This window comes from Acinetobacter sp. LipI_23 (assembly GCF_058243045.1).
This window is the reverse complement of the sequence record NZ_JBZAYJ010000001.1, coordinates 1,309,932-1,334,598: the sequence shown is the minus strand read 5'-3', so window position 1 is coordinate 1,334,598 and position 24,667 is coordinate 1,309,932. Positions and strand designations below refer to the sequence as shown.

The window sequence follows — 24,667 nt, the reverse complement described above, 5'->3', positions numbered from 1 at the left end:
CCCATTCAATGGGGCATATCTTAAGCAGCATTTAGCATTTTTGCTATCTCAGAAGCCGTTGGGTTGTAGTATGTGTTCACAAGAACCCCAATGGTTTTATGCCCAGTCAATTTAGCTAATATCTCAACAGGCAATTTTTGTTTATTCACAAAGCATGTAATGGCCTCATGACGTGAATCATGGAACGTAAATGCTCCAGCAAGTCCGACACGCTTTAAATTACGCTGCCAAAGCAATCTAAACGAATTGGAGTTGTGTTTGACCAGTAACCCTTCGCGCTTAGGCAGTAGATCTAATAGCGCTCTTGCCTTTGTCGTTAGTGGGACATCTCGTGAGGTACCATTCTTAGTATCAGGCAAATGAACATAATCAGGAAAGACATGTTGGTTCTCAATTCCTAATATCTCGCCTTTACGCATGGCAGTTTCCAATGCAAATAAGAAACTCCAAGCTACATAGTGCGCTGGTGTTTTCGGCACCATACCTTCTTCATAATTATCTAAACCCACCAAAACCATTTTGATTTGATCTTGGCTTATACGGTTCTTTCGTGCAGGTGGTTTAATTGGCTTCTTAACCAAATTGAATGGATTTGAAGGCAGTAAAAATAGTTCACGTACTGCAAATGTGAAAACAGAAGATCCAAGGCTCATTTCCTTATGAATAGTCCCTGCTTTCACATACTGCAATCGTCTTTCTCTATTTTCAGTGATTAGCTTTGGAGTGAGATCATAAATTGAGTATTCGGTGAGTTTGCCGTAATACCGTTCTAAATATTTGATGTGATTTTTGATGTAGACTTTACTTTTGGTAAACTGCCCAATTTTTTCGTAATAGATATTAAATAGCTGCTTTACAGTGTATTGGGGTTTATCTAAATTTTTGAGCTGCTTTTCATACTCAAGCTGTAACTCCATGAGTCGCTTGTGCGCCCATTGAATACATTCTTGTGAGGTATCTCTTGTTGCTGCATCACGAAGATGCTTGTATTTAACTTGGATGCGCCATGCATTGCCGCGTTTGACAGGTTTTTGCATATTAATAAACTCTCAATATTTGGTGCCGAAAACGGGCGCCATCCATCTTGAGATACATACGACCATCTCAAAACGGCGCCCGAAAGCGAAATATAAAGCAGTTTTTAATGCAAATTTTGGGTATTTTGATTACCCAAAGCTGACCTATTTGACAATAAAAACAGGGAAATATCGTTACAATACCCCCTTAAAATATTGATTTTACTCAATATATATCTTGGTAGGTATATCCAGACTCGAACTGGAGACCTCTACGATGTCAACGTAGCGCTCTAACCAACTGAGCTATACACCTGAAGTAAAAGCATAATATTCACTTTTAAAAAGTATGACAAGCGCTATTTCTTGTTTTTTAAAGCAGATGCACAAGTTTTAAGCATCTGTTTAAATTGTTGAATGCTTTTTGGGTGGTGTTTCAAAAAGTATGCTGATTATATTTTAACCACAATTGAAATCTCATAAAGCATTAAAAATATATAGGACTTACGCACTATTATTTATAGATTCTCTGTGGTAGCAGATGATTTTTATCGAGAATAAAGTCATCAATGAAGTTTTTGATAACTGGTCTAAATAATTTCTTCTGCCAACGATATACATTTTCAAAGATCCGCTCAAACTGGTTCTTTTGTATCTCGACGTAGGCCATCAAGGCTGAAAAAATATGATTCAAAATCAGTTTAGATCGTCTTACTTGAAACTTTTCAATATGACAAACCTGTTTAATCACCCGGTGATATTGCTCTATTTTCCAATGACTTGAATGTAATTCATGAAAACCCTCAAAGGACAATAAATCATCTTCATCTTGATGCACAATATAAAACCTCTGCTGTTCTTTTAACTGAGTCTTAAATAATTGTACAAAGCCAAAATCTTTGAGCCAGACCACTTGACCCTGATGGAAATTTGGCAATAAACGCAGTTGAAACCATTGTCCTTTTTCTGGGGAAACCTTACGGTTACAGTCGATACCAAACATAAATCGAATACCATATTTTCTTATGGTTTTTAGATTTCCAGTCGATGAATACCAACTATCACCTGTAATAAATTGAATCTTTGCACCCCAACTGAGTACTTCACTTAACATATCCATAAAGTAATCATTCTTGGTTTTACTTTCAGATTTGTCATAAATTCGGAAATTAATTGGAATATTTTGACCATTCTGATCTGTCGCATACAAGGTAATGAGATTAATACCCTTGACGGATCGGTGGTGTTTGCCTGACCAAAAATAGCTAACCAAGTCCATATGTTGACTATAGGGTTTATCTAAAACAGTATCATCAATACTGACTATAAGTTTATTATTATCAATATGTTGAATTGCTTCTTGATATAGGTCGTGAGGTGTGTAGTCTTCACGTTCTAGAAAGCGATTTACACTATCATGCGAGATGTTATAAGTCTCGGCAAGTTGTGTGCAGCTAATAGAGTTCGGTTCTGTCATGAGAAAGCCCATATAAATGGGTAATGTACAAGTTGCTGTAGAAGCATGTTTAATTCGTCTGATCACAGATACTTTATAAAGTATTTTAATACTTTTTTGAATCCGTCAATGCGTAAGTCCTAATATAGTGAATTTAATTTACTTATTTTCAATTTCTCTATTGACAGAATTAACTAGCATACTTTTTGAAACACCACCGCTTTTTGAATTCAACCTATTGGAATAACGCATTTGTTGATAATAATCACCCACCTGCTTAAATAAAACTTGCTGTTCAGGTTTAACGTCTTGAGCTAAACGCAACAACCATTTGTTTACCGTTTCGGCATCTTGTTTACGCTGCTCTGCTATTAGGCTTCGAGAAAAAGACTGAACGACAATGTCATATTCAGAAGTTTGAGCACGTTTACGCCAAGATATAACATACCAGTACAGTAAAACTAATCCACCGATGTTAATCATAATCAGCAATACCAATGAATAACTAGATTGGAGTCCTAGCTTCTGTAGCAAACCTCGTTGAGTCTCTGCATTATAACCAACCACCTTACTTTGCCATTGGTAACTTGCATAGTCGCTCCAAATGCGCATTTTGTTTAATACCGAATAGCGCTGTACATTCCATCGACTACTCTCACCCCAAACACTGGCATCTTGGCTCATTAAATCTTGCATACCCTGTTCAATACGCTGCGGTGCAATCATCGCTGTTGGGTCATAGCGGTTCCAACGTCCATCCACAAAGACTTCCGTCCATGCATGCGCATCTAACTGTCGAACTTCCCAACTTCTTGCATCTGGTGAAGGCTGACCACCTTGATACCCAACCACAATACGCGCTGGAATTCCAGCATAACGCATTAGCATCGCGAAGCTAGAAGCATAATGTTCACAAAAACCTTGTTTGGATTGAAACAAAAACTCGTCAATACGATGCTGCCCCAACAAGTCTGGCTGCAAGGTATAGCTAAAGCCATTGTTGCGATACCATTGCAAAACCTTTTGGATATAAAGTTTCGGGTTCTCGTCACTTTGCTTAAGCAGCTGCTGTGCCAATTGCTGCGCTTTCAAGTCCGTGTGCTCAGGTGCTTTTAAGTTTATGCTTCGTTGTATCTTAGATAATTCACTTTGGGAAAATTGAACATTTCCCATCCATTGCAATGCAATAGGTTCCACACGCTGCACTTGACGATAAGCCTGAATACTCCAATCCTGACGTAGCTGATAACGTCGCTCTAAGGGTTGTGAATATTCCAATGCCATAATCCATGGAATCGCGACATCAGCAGGCAAATATTGATAGTTCCATTTTTTGGATGTAGAGATTTGCGTTAATGTATCATCCGAAATACTTTGTTGATTAATAAAACTACTGGTCCACTTTTGCCCATCATATTGATCTAAGACCATCGCGCGCCAATAAAGCTCTGAACGATTTGGGAGTTGAGTGACATCACCAATAATACGAAAAGCCAAATGACTGGACTGGGATAATTGCGCAATATCTCCAGGTGACATACTGTCACTCATGCCTGTCACTGCTTTATTTTCAGGAATTGGAATATGCCAAAGTGGAGGTAAGCGCGGAAAAAAGATAAACAGCAGCACAAAAAAAGGCAGTGCAAGACCTACAAATTTAATAACGTGTTTTGCATCTTGCCTTAATGCCATACGATTCGAGTTTTCAGATGCAAAAGAATGGGTTTGCACTCGATACAGCCCCAAAAAACAACTCAATAAACAGAGTAAAACCATCACCGCCGTCATAAATGACTGACTATGTAAAAACATACTCGCCGCAACAAATAAAGCAAAGTTAAACAGAATGATCACATCACGCTGCGTTTTTGTTTCCAAGGCTTTCGCAAAGAGAAAGATGCTTAAAACGGCTACGCCCGCTTCCACCCCTAAAAAGCTTTGATAGCTCCAAAAAGTGACCGCTAGAGCAACAAGGGTCAAAATGTAAATTGCCCATTTCGGAAAATGGTTGCCCGTGGATTTCATGAAATACCATAGACAACCGATACAAATGGCGAAAATGACACTCAATAGCACAGGACTAAAACTTAGTTGTGTGATCCAAATCAAACTCAGTGTCAGTACAATGGCAATACGAATAGAAGAATGCATACTGTGCTCGCTATGCCTGCGCCAAAAGTAATTTGGCTTGAAGGTATTGTTCTCGTCCTATCCCTTTGGCTAGTTCAGCATGGGGTAAATACAGTGCATAAGCGTATTGTAACTGCTCACATTGTTCAACCAAGCCCATCATTAAGCTCAATTTTTCTTCATGTGAAGGACTCGGCATATGTGCATAGTGAATGTCTAAACTGTGTTGATCCTGATGTTGCTCAAAGACTTTAATAAATAAACCTTGTCCTTGTGCAACTTGTTTCCATGAAACCGCCTGTAAAGAGTCGCCCTCTTTAAAATTTCGTAATTCTCGAAATTCATCCATGTCCGGTTCAAAACTGTATTGTTGCTGTTTATTTTCAGCCGCTAAAGACTTAGCTTTAGGCGCTATCCACACAGGTGCTTGGATAAAAAAATAACTCCATGCACGAACGAGGCCAAATGGATAAGTCGAATATATTTTAATCTCTGGAAAACTAAACTGTCCGCGCTCTTTTGGAAAAAAATTAAAATCGACCACCTGATGGGTATCTTGAATAAACAACTGTTCTATATGATCAGCATAAGCGAGCCAAAGGTATCGAGGCTGTGAATGCTGTTGTTTGAAATGCATTTGTAATTGCAATGCACTCTCAACCTGCCCTATTTCAGGCAATACAAGATCAACACTTAACCCATGTAGCTGTTTAAAGGTCAAATAAAAACTCATACACAGCACGGCACTGATTAAAAAACAAAACGCTAAAATTAAGTTATTGGCATAATTCACCCCAGCAATAAAGGTGATTAAAATCAGCACCACATACAAATATCCTTGCTGATAAATAAACACCAGTACATCTTTTTGGGTCAGTTGTTTTTCAGCCTTAAATTGAAAGCGTTTATTTATCCAGTTTTGCCACAGCATGCGTCAGCTTATCCTATCAGTGAACTTTGACTTGCTTCATGAGCTGCTCAGTTTCGGCTTCACCCAGCCCTATTCGATGCGCGGTCACTGCGACAAATACAGCCTGTACATCATCGGGTGTAACAAATGCACGGGCTTTAACCAAAGCATAGGCTTGAGCTGCTTTCTTCAAAGCCAGTACACCACGAGTCGATAAACCATGTCGACCTTTACGGGTCTCAGCCGCCAAATCTAGAATATAATCCAAGACTTCCTCAGACAGATAAATCTGTGGCACCAAAGTTTGTAAGGTAAGGATATCTTGCTCTGAAAATACCGTCATCAACTGCTGAATCAAGTCATGACGGGACTGTTGCTGCAATAAAGCCTTTTCTGCCTGACGGGATGGATAACCCAAAGATAGCCGCATAAGAAAACGGTCGAGCTGTGACTCTGGTAGTGCATAAGTTCCACTTTGAAAAAGTGGGTTTTGCGTTGCAATTACCCAAAAAGGCTGCGGTAGTACATAACGACTTGCATCGATTGTCACCACACCCTCTTCCATCGCCTCTAAGAGCGCACTCTGCGTTTTCGGACTACAGCGGTTAATTTCATCTGCGAGTAAAATTTGAGTAAAAATTGGCCCTTGCTTAAACTCAAATTGATGTTCTTTTTGGTTAAACATATTCACCCCAATCACATCGCTTGCCAGCATATCATTGGTAAACTGAATACGTTTAAATTGAAGACCGGCCAAATGTGCCAAGCTACTGGCCAATGTGGTTTTGCCTAAACCGGGTAAGTCTTCAAACAAAATATGCCCACCTGCTAACAGGCTGCATAAGGCCAACTGGGTTTGTTTATTTTTATCTAAAACGATTTGATTGACTTGATTGAGGAATTCTTGGACTTTTGGATAAAAAACACTTAACTGTGATTCATCGAGCATGGCAAGTTGCTGCGTTTCTACCGTTTTTTCTTTTCCCCAAAGCACCTTATTCTCCCCAATCAAAATATAAATCAAGGTTTAACATACAGGTTTTTCAGACATACTCAAAGACGATCCTTATAAATCTTCAATGATTTGCGTATGAATGACCTACGTCACCTCAAACTATTGTTTCGCTGCAGATTTCAACTGATCTTTTAAAGCATCTGCGCTCATTGAAAATGAAGGAGATGATTTCTCTGCTTGCTTAATCAATTCTATGAGTCGTGCATTGATTGGCGCCTGTCTACCACATTGCTCTGCGAGTTTTAAAACCTCACCATTAATCCAGTCAACCTCTGTGGGGCGACCTGCAATTAAATCATCTTGCATAGACGACCGAGCCAATGGGTCAATCGCCAACATTTTACGACTTAATAATTTAAATAATGGATTGGGTAAACTCAGCAATTTGGGAATCAAATGAGTCGGAACTGCAGTTAATTTTGCAGGTGTAATTTGTGCGTAATCAAGCAGTGCTAAAGCTTCCTGCTGCGCCATTGCCACACATTGGCGATATTTACGAATCGACAATTGCTCCTTTAGTGGTTTTTTTGACAATGCATTGATTGAATTATTTAAATTAAGTAAAAGCTTGGCCCACTGCACAGCCAGCATGTCTTTTTCAGAAACAATCTCTAAACCTGCTTTTTGAAATGCATTCTCAAGCAAATTTTGATTTGGATATTGCTTAACACTTAATGCACCAGAGGTACCTTGATGATAATGCCCAGCTTCTTGCGTGGCGACGTTAAAAGGAACCATCCCCTCTAAAATCATCTGCCCTTGCAAAACTCTTTTTAAAATAGGGACATTGCTTAAGCCATTTTGAAAACTGATGATCAGCGGTGTTTTAGCCCCTAAATATTCTTTGATTTCATGTGCAACTTGTTCAGTTGCCGCTGATTTCACACAAATTAAAATAACATCGGCATCCACAACCTGAGCAGGATCAGTCGTTAGTTTGAGTTGATGAGGTGCAAGTTTGATCTTTTTGCCTAAATAATCAGTTAAGACTAAGCCAAATTGGGAAAGCTCTGCATAAATACGTGGACGCATGATAAAAGTAACATCATTACCTGCAGCAACCAATCTTCCGCCTAAATAACACCCAATGCTTCCAGCACCATAAATATATATTTTCATTCAATTTCCCTTTGCAAACATTCCAGTATTTTAAGAGCTATAACAATCAAAAGCTGTCAAATATACGACATGAACCTTTTATGCCTCACACTCCGTGTTGCGTTATGATTTAAGCCGTGATGTAACAACTTGATTCATGCAAAAAGTACACTGTCGAATCTAACACGAGCAACCGCATGTAATTGAATATTTTCACTCAATTTTTCACAAAAAAAACGGCACCGAAGTGCCGTCTTTCAACTGATTAATTATATTAACAAGGGCACTTTTTCATGCCATTCGTTGCAGATGGATAACGTGCATCCACACAATGACGATAAAAAGTTTTAGCATCCATCGCTTCTAAATCAGGATGGTGCTTTTTCATATGCTCCAAATAGTTTGGATAATCAGGCACTCCCACCATCAAGCGGAAACTTTGCTGCAAACGTTGCCACAGCGTCGCAATTCGAGACCAATTTTTAGGGTTCAGAATCAAATCTTTCTGCGACATCACGGTCATTTTAATGATTTTATAAATCATCGTTTTTCCACTTTTAGCAAATTTTAGATTCATCTGACTCTCCTTAATGCCCAGCTTTTGATGGCTGAATGTCCTCAGGATCACGATAAATGGCTTCTGCCTCATGCACAGTCGGAACTGGGCTTGCCAATGCACGACGAATCACTCTAATCGCAGCAAAGAGCATCACGATCGCCACAATCATAAAGAATCCACACAGTGCAGCATTGATCTGATTCGACATCGCAACAGTTTGCATTTCAGCAACCGTTTTTGCTGGTGCTAAAATTTCATTGTTTGCAATTGCATTGTTAAAGCGTTCAGCTTGTGCCAAGAAACCAATTTTTGGATTTTCGTGGAAAATTTTCTGCCAGCCCGCGGTCATACAGGTTACCAACAAGAATACTGTCGGGATAATCGTGACCCATACATATTTCTCTTTCTTCATTTTGAAGAGGATAACCGTACCTAAGATCAATGCCATTGCCGCAAGCATCTGGTTACCTACACCAAACAGTGGCCATAAGCTATTAATGCCCCCGAGCGGATCGACGACACCTTGGTAAACAAAGAAGCCCCACCCTGAAACCGCAACCGCTGTACCCAACAAGTTTCCGAAGAAGTTATGTGAGTTTTTCACCGCAGGAATCACAATCCCAACTGTGTCTTGCACCATGAAACGACACGCGCGCGTACCTGCATCAACTGCCGTTAAAATAAATAGTGCTTCGAATAAAATGGCAAAGTGATACCAAAACGCCATCATTTCACGGCTATTGAAAATTTCCGTAATGATGTGTGCCATACCAATAGCAAAAGTTGGCGCACCGCCAGTACGTGAAAGAATGGTACTTTCACCCACTTCTTGAGCCAGTAAAGTTAATGTTTCTGGAGTAACAACAAAACCTAAGTTACGAACAGCTTCAGCTGCGGTGTCTACACTTGTACCCAGTAAAGCGGCTGGTGAGTTAATCGCAAAATATACACCCGGATCAAGCACTGCGGCACAGATCAGAGCCATAATTGCAACAAATGACTCCATGAGCATACCGCCATATCCGATCATTCGAATATCACGTTCATTGTTCACAAGTTTCGGCGTGGTGCCTGATGACACTAAAGCGTGGAAACCTGAAATTGCGCCACAAGCAATGGTAATAAATAAGAACGGGAACATTGAACCTGCAAACACAGGGCCTGTACCATCAATAAATTGCGTGAATGCTGGCAGCTTCATTTCTGGCATTGCGAAAATAATACCGACTGCCAAACCTGCAATAACACCAATCTTTAGGAAGGTTGATAAGTAATCGCGTGGTGCAAGCAATAACCACACAGGTAGTGCTGAAGCCACGAAACCATAAATAATCAGCGCCCAAGTCAACTGAGTGCCCGACAGTGTAAAGAACGCACCCCAATATGGATGCTGTGCAATATTTTCACCGTAGACAATACCGAGCATCATCAAAACGAAACCAATAATAGATACTTCTGCAATTTTACCCGGGCGGATAAAACGCATGTAAATCCCCATAAAGAGCGCAATTGGAATCGTTGCCGCAATACTAAATACGCCCCACGGGCTATGTGCAAGTGCTTTGACCACGACCAGTGCCAGAACAGCAAGGATAATAATCATTACCCCCAATGCACCAAGCATGACCACAATACCTGCAAAAGTTCCAAGCTCTTGCTTTGCCATTTCACCGAGTGAACGTCCATCACGACGGGTAGAAATAAACAACACCAAAAAGTCTTGTACTGCACCTGCAAGCACTACACCGACAAGTAACCAAATCGTGCCAGGTAAATAGCCCATTTGCGCTGCTAAAATAGGCCCTACTAATGGACCTGCACCTGCAATCGCTGCAAAGTGATGTCCAAATAGAACACTTTTGTTGGTTGGAACATAGTCCAGACCATCATTCAAACGATGCGCGGGAGTTAAGCGACGTTCATCAAGCTCAAAAACTTTATTTGCAATAAATAAACTATAGAAGCGATAAGCAATACTATAAATACAGCCCGCAGCAAGTACGAGCCAGATGGCATTGACATGCTCACCACGACTCAGTGCCAATATCCCAAAAGAGACTGCACCGACGATGGCTACTAGTAGCCAGATGATTTTTGAAGTCAGGGTTGACTTCGGCTGAACAGATTCCATTTCAATCCCTCATATTTGTTGCATTCAATCAGCGTCTTTAATTATTCGAGGTACTGCTGTTTTCCTTTGCGACTTTACTCTGCATCTCCTTGTTTTGATCTAATACTTTGGCATAAAAAAAGGGATGATTTTCATCATCCCTTCCGATAATAGTCTACTTTTAAACCATTATGCACGTTCTAAATAATCGCCAGTACGAGTATCTACACGAACGCTTTCTTCTTGCTGTACAAATAATGGAACACGTACTACAGCACCTGTTTCCAATTTTGCAGGTTTACCACCACCGCCAGAAGTATCACCACGTACACCCGGATCAGTTTCAACAATTTTCAAAACTACGAAGTTTGGTGGGTTTACTGTTAACGGCACGCCATTGAACAACATAATGGTACATTTTTCATTTGAATCATCTTTTAACCATTTTGCAGCATCGCCCATTGCCGTTTTGTCAGCAGCGATCTGTTCAAATGATACAGGATCCATGAAATTCCACATTTCACCGTCGTTGTACAAGTATTCCATTTCTACTTCTACAATGTCAGCCGCTTCTAAAGAATCACCAGACTTAAATGTTTTTTCTAAAACTTTACCAGAACGTAAATTACGTAGTTTTACGCGGTTAAATGCTTGACCTTTACCTGGCTTTACATATTCATTTTCCATGATTGAACATGGGTTACCATCAAGCATAACCTTAAGGCCTGACTTGAAATCATTCGTAGAATAATAGGCCATGACTGGCGCACTCCAAACTAACTAACTTAAATATTTATGTCTTTATCTTAGACACCATAGCTTTGAAAAAGCAGGGCCATAATGATAGGGCATCTTTTTTGATGCCTCGTATTGTAAATGAGCAAGGTGTTATGAAGCAATGAAAATCCACTGCCTATAAGCCGAAGATCTTGATAAAATAGCCCTGTTCCGCGTGTTTTTGTGTATTGAAAAAGCCTTTTTAGACTGCATACATCCGAACAACTCGTTTCGACATCACCCGATTTGATGACCTAACTTTCTTTTGACCTAGTATTTGACCCCTTATTGCATGACTCATTATTTGTACCAAGAGCAAAATTGGCAAGCTCAACTCAGTGATTTAATTACTGACCCTTTAGAATTACTTAACATTCTAGAGCTTTCTCCTGAGCAACTGCTGTCAGGCGCACTGCTTGCATCGACCCAATTTAAACTCCGTGTTCCCCGTGCTTTTGTGACTAGAATGCAAAAAGGAAATCCGCTTGATCCTTTACTCCTTCAAGTCCTGCCCCATCATCTTGAGCTTGAAGAACATCCCGACTTTGTGACCGACCCATTGGGTGAGGAACAAGCCAACCAACAACCCGGTGTTTTGCACAAATATAAAACTCGTTTTTTACTAACACTGACGGGGGCATGTGCCGTTCATTGTCGTTACTGTTTTCGCCGACATTTCCCCTATCAAGAGAACCTGCCAAAGTCAGAAGATTGGATCAATATTCAACACTATATTCAGTCGCAACCTGACATTAATGAAGTCATTTTGAGTGGCGGAGACCCCTTAACGCTGTCTAATCGTAAAATAAAATTATGGATTGAACGCTTAGAAAGTATTACTCAACTTAAATTTTTGAGAATTCACTCACGAGTTCCCATCGTAATGCCTAACCGTGTCGATGATGAGCTAATTTCCATCTTAAAAAACAGTAGGCTGCGTATTATTCTAGTGGTACACTCAAATCATGCATCGGAATTGGATGATTTTACCTGCCGTCAATTACAGCAATTAGTCGCAGAAAAAATCACCGTTTTCAATCAGGCGGTTTTGTTGAAAGGGGTCAATGATCACGTTCAAATTTTGACAGATTTGAGCTACCGTTTATTCGATGCAGGTGTATTGCCATACTATTTACATGTTTTAGATAAAGTAAAAGGGGCTCACCATTTTGATTTAAACCCGCAAGACATTGATTTTCTATATCAAGGATTATTGGCAAATCTACCCGGCTATCTGGTTCCCAAGCTGGTCAGGGAAATTGCGGGAGAAAAGAATAAGACACCACTTTTCGGGGTTTCAACTTTTTGAGTTAAATAATAACGATGATGACGACGAGTACTTCAGATATCTTCCAAAAACCAACCGAATTAAAGTTGGATAAGCTTAGTTTTTGCCCAAGCACAGTCAAAGGCTTACAAGAATGGTTGGCAAACTTATCCATTTTACAATTGGGTGACTCTTCTCGTTCCTTATTTCAAGCATTACTTGAAGTCTCCGAGCTTCAAGTCAGCGAAACACTTCGCTTTGATTTGGTTCAAGTACTGCATCCAAATTTGGAAAATGTGCTTACCAGCTTAGAGAAACATTTTTTTAATCAGGGCCTCATCACCACTGATCGAAATGACCATATTATTGAGCTTGCCTTATTAATGCGTAGCCATTTTGCAAAAGTCTATATCGACATTGCAAAGCGTGTCTCTCAGCAAATCACTCAAAATAAGTTTTCTTTATTTGCTTTTAATCAAAAAAAGAACCTACAAACGGCTCGAACCGTATCGAGTTATTATGCTTTACAACAACTGTCACTGTTGTTGTACCAACAACACTTGCTCTATAGCTCCCCGATTCCGGGTCAGTGGCTAGCAGCTCATCAGCTCTTGGATTCTGCTATTCAAAATAACTTCTATTTGACCAACATTAATCAAATACAAGGCACGCAGCATCAACTGAACAATATTAGCCAAGCCTATGCGCAGCTCATTCTATTGGATATTTTTAATACCCACCAAATCCGTCCGGGTGAAATTCAAGGACTATTTTTGTGTAGTTTTGATTGGGCGAAACTGATTCAAATTTTACCTAAAGAAACCACCTTATCTCGCTATATTGTCGATGCATCAAAAGACTATCCACCAACTTATAATTCTCAAAAAAACAGTCACATTCAGCCGAATATTTTTATCTCGACGCAAGCCCTGCTTGATCATCTCTCAGAGATGCAAACCAAACGCGCTGAGCCACTGTCTCGCGATGAGAAGATTTTCCTTACCCCTGCTCTGCATTTTCATATTCATAACTTATTGACCAATAATATTGAACGTAAGCATGAACGTTATGAATACTCAGCCCAATTACAAATTTGTTTTGGCCTGTCAGTCGCACATTTTTATTTGTCTAAAGGCAAAAATTTTAATGAAACTTTAGAGCTAGAAGGTAACTACAACTTTCAGAATGAAAGTCACGTGATCAACTCCATGAACAGTAATATTCCTGTGGAGACGAGTTCTGCTCGTATGATTGATCGTGAATCGAAACAAATCTACCCTGCCGAAGTTTTAGATATTAGCGTGAATGGTTACCGTATTCGTTGGACTGGACCAACACCTGCACATTTAAAAACAGGTGAGTTTATTTTGGTCCAAGAAAATGCGCATAGCCAATGGCGCGGTGGTGTGATTCGCTGGATTAAACAATCAAGTGAAAAAAGCTTGGAACTAGGGTTAGAAATCTTAGCGCAAGATCTTTTCCCATGTGCCGTAATGGTAAAAACAGACCGAACCACTCAGAACTATCAACCTGCGTTATTGGTACAAACGTCCCAGCTTGATGAAGTACAGACTAGTCTTATTGTCCCAGGTTCGAATATGTACCGAGAAAAACAAACCATTCACTTACGCCTAGGTGATGAAGATCTTAAAATTTATTTCTCTGTACACGACAAAAATAGATAACTCATTGAAATAATGTCACAATAATTGTTTTCTAACGACGAATACTATGATACATCTCAATGAGTTATATCTTATCTTAAACAAATCTCTAAAATGGAACAAGTCACATTTAAAGTGCTTTGCGCTCATCATGCTTGTGATTATTTTAAAGCAAACATGTAATCTTTCTTCTGCATCTAAAGCCTTGCCCATCAAGTGCTTACCACAATCATTTTATCGACGTATGCAGCGCTTCTTTGCAGGTCAGTATTTTGATTATCGTCAAATTTCTCAGTTGATTTTCAATATGTTTTCATTCGACCAAGTGCAACTGACTTTAGATAGAACCAATTGGAAATGGGGAAAACGAAATATTAATATCCTGATGCTCGCAATCGTTTATCGTGGAATAGCGATACCTATCCTTTGGACATTGCTTAATAAACGTGGAAATTCAGATACGAAAGAGCGCATTGCTTTGATTCAACGCTTTATAGCCATTTTTGGTAAAGACCGTATTGTGAATGTGTTCGCAGACAGAGAGTTTATCGGTGAGCAGTGGTTTACATGGTTAATTGAACAAGACATCAACTTCTGCATTCGTGTTAAAAAAACTTCATTGTCACCAATCATTTAGGAAAGAATCATAAAATTAGTGATTTATTTCGCCATCTTAAAGTTGGTCAAATTGAATGTCGTAAACGACGGATTTTGGTTGGTCGGGTGAAACTATATATAAGTGCACTACAGTTAGAAAATGGAGAGCTTTTACTCGTCGTTTCTCCTCAGTTTAATGCCAATGCTATTCAGGATTATGCATTACGCTGGGAAATTGAAACCTTATTCAGTTGTCTCAAAGGACGCGGGTTTAATCTTGAAAATACGCGCTTGACAGACCCTAGACGAGTGAAAAAATTGATTGCGGTGTTAGCTATAAGCTTCTGTTGGTGTTACTTAACGGGTGAATGGCAACATGATCAAAAAAAAGCGATAAAAATAAAGAAGCATGGACGACTCTCAATGAGTTTATTTCGCTATGGTTTAGACTATGTTCAAATGGCGATTCAGCGTTTAATTGGTTTTGGGAAAAAAGAAGAGTTTAAGGAAATTTTGGCAATTTTAAGAAGGCAGAATCCTGATAGGATAAGGGTTCTGTGAAATTTGTCGTGTACAGAGAATTTATTTAGTAAAAGCACATTTAATTACACAAAGTTTTATTCGTTTTGATTATGAATTGTTGAATGACCAACAAGAACCATTGGTTCAAAGTTTTATTCAAAAGCAAATGAATGCTATTAAGAATCACGATTTATGGGAAGCATTGAAGTGAGAAATCCATTATTATCTAAAAAGTTAAAACGTACGGAAACACGTTTACTCATTATTGATGATAATCAGATCCGTTATAACCAAATTCGTGACCTTTTAACTTCTAGCGATCATCAAGTTCATGCCACTTTACTGGATGTCTTACAAAACTTTGAAAAACAGCTTCATCTGCCTTGGGATGTGGTGATTTTTGGTCGCGCTTATGACTTAAAGTATGAACAAGCACTAACTTTGATTCGCAACTCTAACCAAGTCAATTTACCGCTGATTTTATTAAAGCCCGATGAATATCAATCAACCCAATACGCAAGTTTTATTCGTAAAGGGGTCTATGATATTTTGGACTTAGAGGAAGCGGATAACTTTTACTTAGGTCTACTACGTGCGCTGTCATTAAGTCGTTTATTGCAAAGCCAACAACAACTCATGAATGAGCTTGAAACGGCTCAAAGCCAAGCACAGGCTTTAGTTGAAGAAAGTAATAAAGCCATTGCTTTAATTCAAGAAGGGATTCATGTTTCAGCCAATGCTGAATACTTACAACTGTTCGGCTTAAGCTCTGAAGATGATATTATTGGTCAACCGCTGCTTGATATTCTCCAGCCGAAAGATGTAAACGATTTCAAAATCCGTTTTAAGAAAATTTCACAAGGTCAGTTTGATTTAGGCGCTTTTGAAGTTGCTACTCTCAATAGCAATGCCCAAACTCAAAATCCTTTAAAAGTTGAGTTTTTAGCTGCACCTGAAGATGATGCTCTCCAACTGACGATTGAAGTCGAATCTGAACGCACCGCTGCTCCATCGGTCAACACTGAAAAACACGTAATAAAACCTAATACGTATCAACAAATTAACCGCGCTATGACCAAACAGCCTTCTGATCAGAATGCTTTGGTTAGCTTTGCACTCAACTCTTGTCCAGATGAAATTTTTAAAGCCAACTGGGCAACTACGCGTGATTATTTTAACAATATTTACAGCTTTTTAAATGAACAGACTCATATTCCTCTGTTTAAGGCGGGTGGGCAAACCATCGTTGGTTTATTCCAAGCAGAATCACAGGCCAAACTCGAATCTAAACTGATTGCGTTAAATGCGCTCACCAAACCGCAGCTCATCACGGTAGAAAATAATAGCTATCCCGTAAATTTACGCATTGGCTACACTCTACTGAAAGGTGAAATTTCACATCAAGATCAGTTTGAAAACTTATTGTGCTCAGCCTTTAAAACCGCTTTACCGACCAATCAAGACGATTGCGAAATTGAGCAAAAAGCCAGTATTGACATGCCTGTGATTGAGTTGATCAACCCTACTGTCAGCGATACTTTAGACACTCAAAAAACAGCAAATGAGCCTACGGTACTTAAAGCTTTACATCTAGCTTTGGAGCGTGGTGAGATTCATCTTAAATATCAACAGCTTTACGACAAAGAAGACACTAATTTATACACCTATGAGGTTACCAGTGGCTTTATTTATGGTAATACGTGGAAAGATATATCAAGCCTCAAAGAGTTAAGTGAAGACCACGAACTGTCTATTAAACTTGACCGCTGGATTTTAGTTGAGTCGTGTAAACAGCTACACAATTTTATCACTCAGTATCCTGAAGCAAAGTTGATTGTAAACTTAAACAAAGCCGTACTGTTGAATGACCGCTCTTTCCCTGAGTTTATCGCCAAACTGATTACCATTGTACGCAGTAAGTTAAGTCATCCAATTATCCTTCAGTTCTCTGAGGATGATATCAGCCAGAACATTGCTGAAGCGCAAAAATACATTGCACAGCTTCGCCAATATGGTGCTGAAGTTTCGATTCGTGACTTTGGTAATAGTATTTATAGTGAATCTATCCTACGTCAGCTCGATATCAACAATCTCACCTTACATGAAAACTTAACTCGCATGCTCAGTAGCGACGCCAACACGGAAGAGTTGCAAGAAAAAGTTGCTGTATATCATCAATTGAAAAACATTCAAATTATGCTGCGAGATCTGAATGATATGACTTCGTTTGCCAATGCGTGGAATGTCGATGCCCGCTTTATTCAAGGCGATTATTTCCAGAAGAAACTCGATCATCTGATTGATGTGCAGGATCAGTAAAGGTTAAACCTTGGATACTAGCCTCTAAATTTCAAGACCTCTATATGGGGGTCTTTTTACTATATGATCTAACTAGCAGTCCTATGACTCTGTATCAAAATCATAGGCATAAAAAAACGGGCAAATGCCCGTTTTTTTCTTTTGCTATTAGTCGCGTTTGATAGAACGTGACATGCCAGCAAAACGTTGTTTGAACTTGTCGATACGACCGCCAGTGTCAACATTCTTTTGCTTACCAGTGTAGAATGGGTGGCAAGCTGAACATACGTCTAGGTAAACAGTTTCTTTACCAAGTGCTGAACGAGTTTCGATTACGTTACCGCAAGAACATGTAGCAACTAAAGTTTGGTATTTTGGGTGAATATCGGCGCGCATCGTCGATTACTCCATAAAAATTAAAGAAGGTTTTGCTGTCATCGCAATTGATCACTCTCAAAATTGAGGAAAGGGCCACTTAATTAAATTAAGTTGCAGATCAACACCACAACAGACCATTCTTTTGGCCCACCGAGACGGATACCGTCAGAGCTAAGCACAACAAGTGGCAAATATTATACGAGATATAATATCAGATAGCCAATTATTCTTTCGTTTCAATTTCAGATTGCTTGGCCCAATAGTTGGCAATAATCCCACACACCATCAGCTGTATTTGATGAAAAATCATAATCGGTAAAACAATCATTCCCAAAGGCTGCCCAATAAAGAGAATCTGTGCCATTGGAACACCACTAGCCAAAGTCTTTTTTGAACCACAGAAAAAAATGGTTTTCTGATCGGCACGATTAAAGCCCAACCAACGTGGTAAAAACAACCCAAGTAACATAATAATCGTCAATAAGACCGAACACACAATGATCAATAGGATTAAAGTACCGACACTCACCTCTTGCCATAGACCGGCCACCACAGCACCGCTGAAAGCACCGTACACCACCATTAATATCGATCCCTGATCGAATGCTTTGACGATGCTTGGCATTTTTTGCATATACGGAAATACATATGGTCGAAGTAACTGTCCAAGGACAAACGGAACCAACAGCAATAAAGTGATTTGATGTATAGATGAGGTTGGATCAAAACCATGCTCTGACTGCCCCAAAATGAAAAAGGCCACCATCACAGGGGTAATAAACATCCCGATCAAATTTGAGAATGACGCACTACATACCGCCCCAGCCACATTGCCTTGTGCAACCGAAGTAAACGCAATTGAAGACTGTACTGTCGATGGCAAAAAGCACATAAACAAAAAACCCCAATACAACTCCTGCCCAAGTAGTGGTACCAATACAGGTTTAGCAAGCAAACCTAAAACGGGAAAAAGGATGAAGGTAAATGCAAAAACCAAAGCATGGAGTTTCCAGTGCATCATGCCCTGAATCACGGCTTCACGGGATAGTTTAGCGCCATGCAAAAAGAACAATATCGCGATCGCGACCGTCGTCAGTACACCAAATACACTGGCAGCTTGACCTGAAACAGGGACAAAGCTGGCTAAGAGCACCATAACAAATAACAATAACGTAAACCGATCGAGTGCCAATAATTTCAACATACCAACATCCTGTCATTCCTCTAAAAATGAAAAAGCCCAGTGACTAATTTACCTTTGGGTAAATTCATCTTACTGAGCTATATAAATAAAGCTAGCTTTTACAGGATATGTTCAATATTTTTTTAATTAATACTGTGCATACGCGCTGCATATGACCTAATAACGGCTTAGTTATTACGTGCATTATTATCTTGTTGAATCAGTTCAATTTTATAACCATCCGGATCTTCTACAAAGGCAATAACCGTTACACCACCCTTCATTGGTCCAGCTTCACGCACGACATTGCCACCGCGTGCTTTGATTTCCTCACAAGCTTTATATGCATCGTCTACAGCAATGGCAATATGACCATAAGCATTGCCCAATTCATAACTGTCCGTATCCCAGTTATGCGTCAGCTCTAAAACCGTATGATTTTCTTCATCGCCATAACCCACAAATGCCAAAGTAAAACGACCTTCTTCATAATCACGCTTACGAAGCAAAGTCATACCAAGCACTTCAGTATAGAACGCCAAAGATTGTTCTAAATTGCCTACACGTAGCATGGTATGTAGCATGCGCATTGGAATTTTCCTCATGATTTATTCTCAGCCCCCAATATAGGCAAAGCCGTCCTATATTTCAAACCTCAACCACAAAAAAAGCAGCCACAAGGGCTACTTTTTTCATTCGAAACAAATCGATGCTTTAACTTTGCTCAGCGGCATGCTCACGTAGAAGTTTCGCCACCCAGACCACTAAGATTAAAATTGGGATTCCAATGAGTGTGGTCAGCAAGAAGAAATTTGGATAGCCAATATTGGACACAATTGTCCCTGAATATCCACCTAGTATTTTAGGTGTCAACGTCATCAATGAACTAAAAATCGCATACTGAACAGCAGTGAAAGATACGCTGGTCAAACTTGATAGAAATGCAATAAATGCAGCACCAGCTAAACCTGATGCCAAGTTGTCGACAATAATCGCAAAATACAGCCAGTTTGAACTATATTCCTTAATCACCTTCCCTTTAAATTCTAACTGCCCATCAACTGCTTTATTCAAATTAATCGGTTGAAGATCAACATCTAAAGTTACAGATTTTGCAGCTGCGGGATCCACCTGATAATTCAGCGCAGTGTGTTGTTGCGCACGCTCATTTTGCATCAATATGGCATTCAGCTTTTTAGAGTTTGAATCAAGAAGCAGTTGAGCAGGGATTGCTGCGCTAAACACACCTTCTTTGTCTAACTTTGCATCAAAGCTTTGACCATCTAAGCTCAATTGAATCCTTTGGTTTTCAGCCAGTGTAGCAAGGTATTGACCTCGTACTACGATACTTCCTTCAGACTCTCGTTGATCAATCACATTATCAGCCGTGATCGGAAGCAACAGCAATGCCCTAGATGCACCTGTTTGGCTGATATAAGGCAATGTAACCGAGACGGGCTGTGAAGTATCATTTTGAAAACTGGCCGTTGCAGTTAGACGTTCATTTGCCTGAAGTTGCTCAACAGGAACCTTAATTGCCCATGCACCTGTCTCATCCGCTTGAGTTTTGAAACTTTGCTCACCAACATTGATCACAACATCATTTAAAGGTTGTCCTGATTTGACCAAACCAATAAAGATGAGATTGGTTGAACTGGCCAAGATTGCTCCGACAAACATCAATTTCATGATGTTCATACGCTGCGCCAGTAGTCCTCCTAAAAAACCACCAACCAAACTAAAAATCACCCCATAAACTTTCACTGCTTCAGCAATCTGCTCTTTGGTAAAGTTTAAGTCTTGATAAAACACATTGGAGATCACACCTGCAATAATGTCGGAAATACGGTAAAAACCAATCAATAATAGCAATACCAACGCCAATTTCACGCCATAACGCTTAAAGAAGTCAGCAACAGGATTCACCCATGTTTCATAGGCCATTTGTTTGTTCACAGCGCCCATTTTGACTAGGCTTGAACCCACCATAAATGCAACAGCGCCAGAGCCAATAAAACGTAAAGCTTCAAAACAAAACAGTGCAAAACTATCTTTGATCGACCAGAGCTGGATCAGCATTTCAGTTAACTTGCCTGAGTAAACATAACTCAGCACAAAACTCACCACAGATACAAAGAAAACTGCCACCAAGCGATAATAATCTACTCGTTTATATTCTTTACGTACCCGATCAACTTGTGGCTCACGTATACATAATGTGGTTGCAATCCCGACCAACATGACTGCCGCCATTGCCAAATACGTCCACTTCCATGCCTCATAAATATAGTTGCCTTTGGCTGTACCCAAATAAGCCGCTAAAAATAACGCACCCGCACCCGCAACGATCATGCCGATGCGGTAGCCTGCGTTATAGGTTGAAGCCAAAACCGTTTGCATTTGTGTTTCTGCCAACTCAATACGATAGGCATCAATCACAATATCTTGTGTCGCAGCAGAAAAACCTAAAAGCACAGCACCCGCAGCCATTTGGTAAAGATAACTCTGACCAAGAGATGGATCTGAAAAAGCCATGATAGAAATGGCACAAATAATTAAGAGTTGTGCGATCAATAACCACGCACGGCGACGACCCAATAATTTGGTCAGCACTGGTACAGGTAATTCATCGACCAAAGGAGCCCAAACAAATTTGAATGAATAACCCAGAGCTGCCCAACTAAAAAAAGTCACCGCGCTCTTATCGATACCTGCTTCCCCTAGCCATAAAGATAAGCTCGAGAAAATTAACAGGATTGGGATACCTGCTGAGAAACCCAAAAACAGCATGATCAACGCACGGCGATCTAAAAATGCAGTAAAGGCGGATTTCCATCCTGAAGATTGTGTTGTCATTACGTTTTTGTTGTCTTAAAACCAATGCTGCTATTCAAACCCTTAATACAATTTGTTTCAACCTGATTTATAAAATCAATGTTCTATTTTTGTCGACAAACACTGCGACTTTGCTTGATCTTTTGCATTAAACCTGTATACCTTTAAGTTTCTAACGCAATCTTTAGTTTCGGATTTCAAAGTGACCCAAAAACACGATCAAATGAGCTCTTCTTTATCTGTACCACCTGCATTAAATAGTCAAGAAAATCCAGAAAACAACCTTAGTTCAGCATTTGACCAACCCGAAATTCAAACGACCTTAGCAAAGACACAACTTCAAGCAGAGCAACTGACGCATACCCCTGCTCTGGATAAGATTCCAGCCTCAACGCGTCGTATTAAACCGCTCAATAATTTTTTAGGGCAAGACCGTGCACGTGCTTCAGTTGAAGCAGGCATTTCCTTACCTTATTCTGGCTATAACATTTTCGCCGTAGGGACAGCCGGCTTGGGCAAGCGCACCATGGTCAAGCGGTTACTCCAGCAACACGCCAAAAATATGCCGACACCGAACGATTGGGTTTACGTTTATAATTTTAAAAGCCCACGTCAACCGATTGCTTTAGAGTTGCCTGCGGGTCAGGCGGTAAAATTTCAAACCATGTTACATCAAACATGGCAAACCACTTTAAAGCAGCTCGAGCGTCGCTTTACTGCTGAAATCTACCACAACCATATAGAAGCCATTCGTCAACAAACGGGTGACGTTCAGCAGCAAGCCTTGATTGAATTGACCCAAGAAGGCGAAGAACTCGACCTCAAACTTGTCTCTCGGAATGATGAGCACTGCTTTATCCCTGTCCAGTATGTAGACGATAAAGTATTGGAAATGACACAGGCCGACATCAATGCGTTAAGCTCTAAAGAACGTTCTGAAATTAATGCCAATATACGCCACATGGACAAAAAACTTGAGCGTTTAGGCATGCATTTAGGCGACTTGGAGGAAGACGCCCGCGATAAAGTTCAAGTGTTGAATCGCGATATTGCCAAGCAAGTTTTATTACCTAAAGTCGAACAGTTACTGACTAAGTTTACTGAGGTTGAAGGCTTAAAAGACTATTTAAAATATTATGCTGAAGACATTATTAACAATGTCGAGGTTGTGCTCGAACAAGAAGAAGATGACTTTACCCCAGGCCTGTTTAGTCGTATCCCTTCGCGCTATCAAGCCAATGTCATTGTGTCGCATAAGCCTAATGCTGGTGCACCGGTTATTTTTGAAGACTTCCCGACTCACTACAATTTGCTTGGCCACGTAGAGCAACTGACTCAACATGGTACTATTACTACAGACTTTACCTTAATCCGCCCGGGGACATTGCATAAAGCCAATGGTGGTTTTTTAATGTTAGAAGCAGAGCAACTGCTTGAACAGCCTTATGCATGGCAAGGGCTAAAACGCGCTTTAAAATCAGGCCAGTTAAAACTTTCTTCACTTGAGCATATGCTAACGCTGACAGGAAGTATCTCAATTGAACCCGAAGCAATCCCACTGAATTTGAAAGTGGTTTTACTGGCTGAGCCTGAAATTTATTATGAAATACTTGAAGTAGAACCTGAGCTTGGCAGTGTCTTTAAAATCCGTGCCGACTTTACTGATACGTTGCAGCGTAATGAGGTGAATGAACAAGCCTATATGCAGCTGATTGCAGACTATGTACAGGCCGATAAACTACTTCCTTTCGATCGATCTGCCCTTTCTGCACTTTTGACTGATTCTAGCCGTCAAGCCGAAGACCAAAGCTCCTTATCCCTACATGCCCTCACTTTGGGTGATTTGATTCGTGAGGCGCATCATCACGCCTTCCAATCAGGCGATAAAATGGTCTCGGATCAACACATTAATATGGCATTAGATCATCGCAAATATCGCTTAGGCTATTTACGTGAGCTCTATTGGCAGGATTTATCTCGTGGTACACAGCTCATCGAAACGCGTGGACACCGCCTCGGCCAAATTAACGCACTTTCTGTCATTCACTATGCGGATGTCGAGTTTGGCTTACCGTCACGTTTAACAGCCTCCGTGTATCAAGGCGGCGGCGATATTCTAGATATTGAGCGTAGTGTCGAGCTCGGTGGCTCTCTGCATGCGAAAGGTGTGCTATTGATGTCCTCATTCTTAAAAGCACACTTCGGTCGTGAACAAACCCTACACTTCTCTGCCGCGCTTGCTTTTGAACAAAGTTATGGTCAAGTCGATGGTGATAGCGCCACGGTTGCTGAACTCTCCGCTTTAATCTCTGCAATTAGTCAGCTACCGATTGATCAGTCTTGGGCGATTACTGGCTCAATGAACCAATTGGGTCAAGTTCAACCGATTGGTGGTGTCAATGCGAAAATTGAAGGTTTCTTTGATGCATGTAAACTTCAAGGTTTAACTGGCAAGCAAGGTGTGATTATTCCACGCCAAAACATGCAACATTTAATGTTACGTAAAGATGTGATTGAAGCGGTTTCAAATGGCCAGTTCCACATTCATGCTATAGATACGATTGATCAAGCGCTTGAACTACTTATGGCTCGACCAGTCGGCACTTTAGACAAGAAAGGACGCTATACCAAGAAGTCTATTTATGCGGCGGTGATGGATCAGCTAGATTATTGGCAAGCCATTGAAGATGGTGCTGAGTTTGAAGAAGAGCCGAAGAAAAAGAAAAAAAAGAAGAAGGACAAAAAAAAGGCAAAAGCTGAAAAGAAGACAGTTGCAACTGAAAATGCAGCGGAACAAACTCCTGAAACCATAAGTACAGCAACTACAGCGGATTAACCCTTTCCCTCAAACA

Annotated in this window: 17 protein-coding genes, 1 tRNA gene and 1 pseudogene; 5 read left to right on the top strand and 14 right to left on the bottom strand. The window is 40.2% G+C overall.

The window, feature by feature from the left end; translation table 11 throughout:
- Positions 1-20: 20 nt before the first annotated feature.
- The 10 genes from AC4CVD_RS06510 to efp all read right to left on the bottom strand — a co-directional run bounded on the left by AC4CVD_RS06510 (position 21) and on the right by efp (position 11,053).
- The gene (locus tag AC4CVD_RS06510; RefSeq protein WP_490752504.1) at positions 21-1,037 is read right to left on the bottom strand and encodes a tyrosine-type recombinase/integrase; all 1,017 of its coding nucleotides are present in this window, start codon (positions 1,035-1,037) and stop codon (positions 21-23) included.
- Positions 1,038-1,255: 218 nt separating this feature from the next.
- Positions 1,256-1,332: transfer RNA gene (locus AC4CVD_RS06505), tRNA-Val, on the bottom strand.
- 198 nt (positions 1,333-1,530) lie between these two features.
- Complete coding sequence (locus AC4CVD_RS06500; RefSeq protein WP_007116247.1) at positions 1,531-2,559, bottom strand: IS701 family transposase; 1,029 nt, start codon at positions 2,557-2,559, stop codon at positions 1,531-1,533.
- A 72-nt stretch (positions 2,560-2,631) separates the two neighbouring features.
- Complete coding sequence (locus AC4CVD_RS06495) at positions 2,632-4,623, bottom strand: transglutaminase TgpA family protein (RefSeq protein WP_490752502.1); 1,992 nt, start codon at positions 4,621-4,623, stop codon at positions 2,632-2,634.
- Positions 4,624-4,633: 10 nt separating this feature from the next.
- Positions 4,634-5,533: a DUF58 domain-containing protein gene (locus AC4CVD_RS06490; protein WP_490752500.1), complete on the bottom strand. Its 900-nt coding sequence runs from the start codon at positions 5,531-5,533 to the stop codon at positions 4,634-4,636.
- 16 nt (positions 5,534-5,549) lie between these two features.
- On the bottom strand, positions 5,550-6,506 hold the full coding sequence (locus AC4CVD_RS06485; RefSeq protein WP_490752498.1) for an AAA family ATPase: 957 nt from the start codon (positions 6,504-6,506) through the stop codon (positions 5,550-5,552).
- A 120-nt stretch (positions 6,507-6,626) separates the two neighbouring features.
- Positions 6,627-7,646: a 2-dehydropantoate 2-reductase gene (locus AC4CVD_RS06480; protein ID WP_490752496.1), complete on the bottom strand. Its 1,020-nt coding sequence runs from the start codon at positions 7,644-7,646 to the stop codon at positions 6,627-6,629.
- A gap of 253 nt (positions 7,647-7,899) precedes the next feature.
- On the bottom strand, positions 7,900-8,202 hold the full coding sequence (locus AC4CVD_RS06475) for a YbdD/YjiX family protein (protein WP_004693572.1): 303 nt from the start codon (positions 8,200-8,202) through the stop codon (positions 7,900-7,902).
- Between the two features lie 10 nt (positions 8,203-8,212).
- Complete coding sequence (locus tag AC4CVD_RS06470) at positions 8,213-10,315, bottom strand: carbon starvation CstA family protein (RefSeq protein WP_087011009.1); 2,103 nt, start codon at positions 10,313-10,315, stop codon at positions 8,213-8,215.
- A 168-nt stretch (positions 10,316-10,483) separates the two neighbouring features.
- Entirely contained in the window at positions 10,484-11,053 is a 570-nt protein-coding gene (efp, locus tag AC4CVD_RS06465; protein WP_004693574.1) for an elongation factor P, read from the bottom strand.
- A 310-nt stretch (positions 11,054-11,363) separates the two neighbouring features.
- Here efp and epmB point away from each other — a divergent pair, with 310 nt between their 5' ends.
- From epmB to AC4CVD_RS06445, 4 genes and pseudogenes are all read left to right on the top strand, one after another.
- Complete coding sequence (gene epmB / locus AC4CVD_RS06460; protein WP_490752494.1) at positions 11,364-12,380, top strand: EF-P beta-lysylation protein EpmB; 1,017 nt, start codon at positions 11,364-11,366, stop codon at positions 12,378-12,380.
- A 17-nt stretch (positions 12,381-12,397) separates the two neighbouring features.
- Positions 12,398-14,002 (top strand): annotated as a pseudogene (locus tag AC4CVD_RS06455) (cyclic-di-GMP receptor FimW-related protein); the annotation flags it as partial.
- A 67-nt stretch (positions 14,003-14,069) separates the two neighbouring features.
- Positions 14,070-15,160 (top strand): IS4-like element ISAba1 family transposase gene (locus AC4CVD_RS06450; RefSeq protein WP_100607965.1). Its coding sequence is split into 2 segments (ribosomal slippage): positions 14,070-14,610 and positions 14,610-15,160, totalling 1,092 coding nucleotides; the frame shifts between segments, so codons are not numbered across the junction.
- Positions 15,161-15,313: 153 nt separating this feature from the next.
- On the top strand, positions 15,314-17,440 hold the full coding sequence (locus AC4CVD_RS06445; protein ID WP_490752493.1) for a sensor domain-containing phosphodiesterase: 2,127 nt from the start codon (positions 15,314-15,316) through the stop codon (positions 17,438-17,440).
- 147 nt (positions 17,441-17,587) lie between these two features.
- Here the strand turns inward: AC4CVD_RS06445 and rpmE are convergent, their stop codons facing one another.
- The 4 genes from rpmE to AC4CVD_RS06425 form a co-directional block, all read right to left on the bottom strand.
- Positions 17,588-17,815, bottom strand: coding sequence for a 50S ribosomal protein L31 (rpmE, locus tag AC4CVD_RS06440; protein WP_004693579.1), 228 nt, complete (start codon positions 17,813-17,815; stop codon positions 17,588-17,590).
- 205 nt (positions 17,816-18,020) lie between these two features.
- Positions 18,021-19,001: a bile acid:sodium symporter family protein gene (locus tag AC4CVD_RS06435; protein ID WP_490752491.1), complete on the bottom strand. Its 981-nt coding sequence runs from the start codon at positions 18,999-19,001 to the stop codon at positions 18,021-18,023.
- Between the two features lie 167 nt (positions 19,002-19,168).
- Positions 19,169-19,570 (bottom strand): lactoylglutathione lyase, encoded by a 402-nt coding sequence (gloA, locus tag AC4CVD_RS06430; RefSeq protein WP_004693583.1) that lies wholly within the window; start codon positions 19,568-19,570, stop codon positions 19,169-19,171.
- A gap of 124 nt (positions 19,571-19,694) precedes the next feature.
- Positions 19,695-21,836, bottom strand: coding sequence for an AmpG family muropeptide MFS transporter (locus tag AC4CVD_RS06425; RefSeq protein WP_490752489.1), 2,142 nt, complete (start codon positions 21,834-21,836; stop codon positions 19,695-19,697).
- A 181-nt stretch (positions 21,837-22,017) separates the two neighbouring features.
- Between AC4CVD_RS06425 and AC4CVD_RS06420 the strand changes: the two genes are divergently transcribed.
- Entirely contained in the window at positions 22,018-24,651 is a 2,634-nt protein-coding gene (locus AC4CVD_RS06420) for a Lon protease family protein (protein WP_490752488.1), read from the top strand.
- The last annotated feature ends 16 nt before the right edge of the window (positions 24,652-24,667 follow it).

Excerpts from the sequence above, each read along its gene's own strand:
- rpmE (WP_004693579.1), bottom strand. The coding sequence starts at position 17,815 with ATGCGCGCCGATATTCACCCAAAATACCAAACTTTAGTTGCTACATGT.
- AC4CVD_RS06490 (WP_490752500.1), bottom strand. The coding sequence starts at position 5,533 with ATGCTGTGGCAAAACTGGATAAATAAACGCTTTCAATTTAAGGCTGAA.
- AC4CVD_RS06480 (WP_490752496.1), bottom strand. The coding sequence starts at position 7,646 with ATGAAAATATATATTTATGGTGCTGGAAGCATTGGGTGTTATTTAGGC.
- gloA (WP_004693583.1), bottom strand. The coding sequence starts at position 19,570 with ATGCGCATGCTACATACCATGCTACGTGTAGGCAATTTAGAACAATCT.
- AC4CVD_RS06475 (WP_004693572.1), bottom strand. The coding sequence starts at position 8,202 with ATGAATCTAAAATTTGCTAAAAGTGGAAAAACGATGATTTATAAAATC.
- epmB (WP_490752494.1), top strand. The coding sequence starts at position 11,364 with ATGACTCATTATTTGTACCAAGAGCAAAATTGGCAAGCTCAACTCAGT.
- AC4CVD_RS06510 (WP_490752504.1), bottom strand. The coding sequence starts at position 1,037 with ATGCAAAAACCTGTCAAACGCGGCAATGCATGGCGCATCCAAGTTAAA.
- AC4CVD_RS06470 (WP_087011009.1), bottom strand. The coding sequence starts at position 10,315 with ATGGAATCTGTTCAGCCGAAGTCAACCCTGACTTCAAAAATCATCTGG.
- AC4CVD_RS06495 (WP_490752502.1), bottom strand. The coding sequence starts at position 4,623 with ATGCATTCTTCTATTCGTATTGCCATTGTACTGACACTGAGTTTGATT.
- AC4CVD_RS06435 (WP_490752491.1), bottom strand. The coding sequence starts at position 19,001 with ATGTTGAAATTATTGGCACTCGATCGGTTTACGTTATTGTTATTTGTT.
- efp (WP_004693574.1), bottom strand. The coding sequence starts at position 11,053 with ATGGCCTATTATTCTACGAATGATTTCAAGTCAGGCCTTAAGGTTATG.
- AC4CVD_RS06445 (WP_490752493.1), top strand. The coding sequence starts at position 15,314 with ATGGGAAGCATTGAAGTGAGAAATCCATTATTATCTAAAAAGTTAAAA.
- AC4CVD_RS06425 (WP_490752489.1), bottom strand. The coding sequence starts at position 21,836 with ATGACAACACAATCTTCAGGATGGAAATCCGCCTTTACTGCATTTTTA.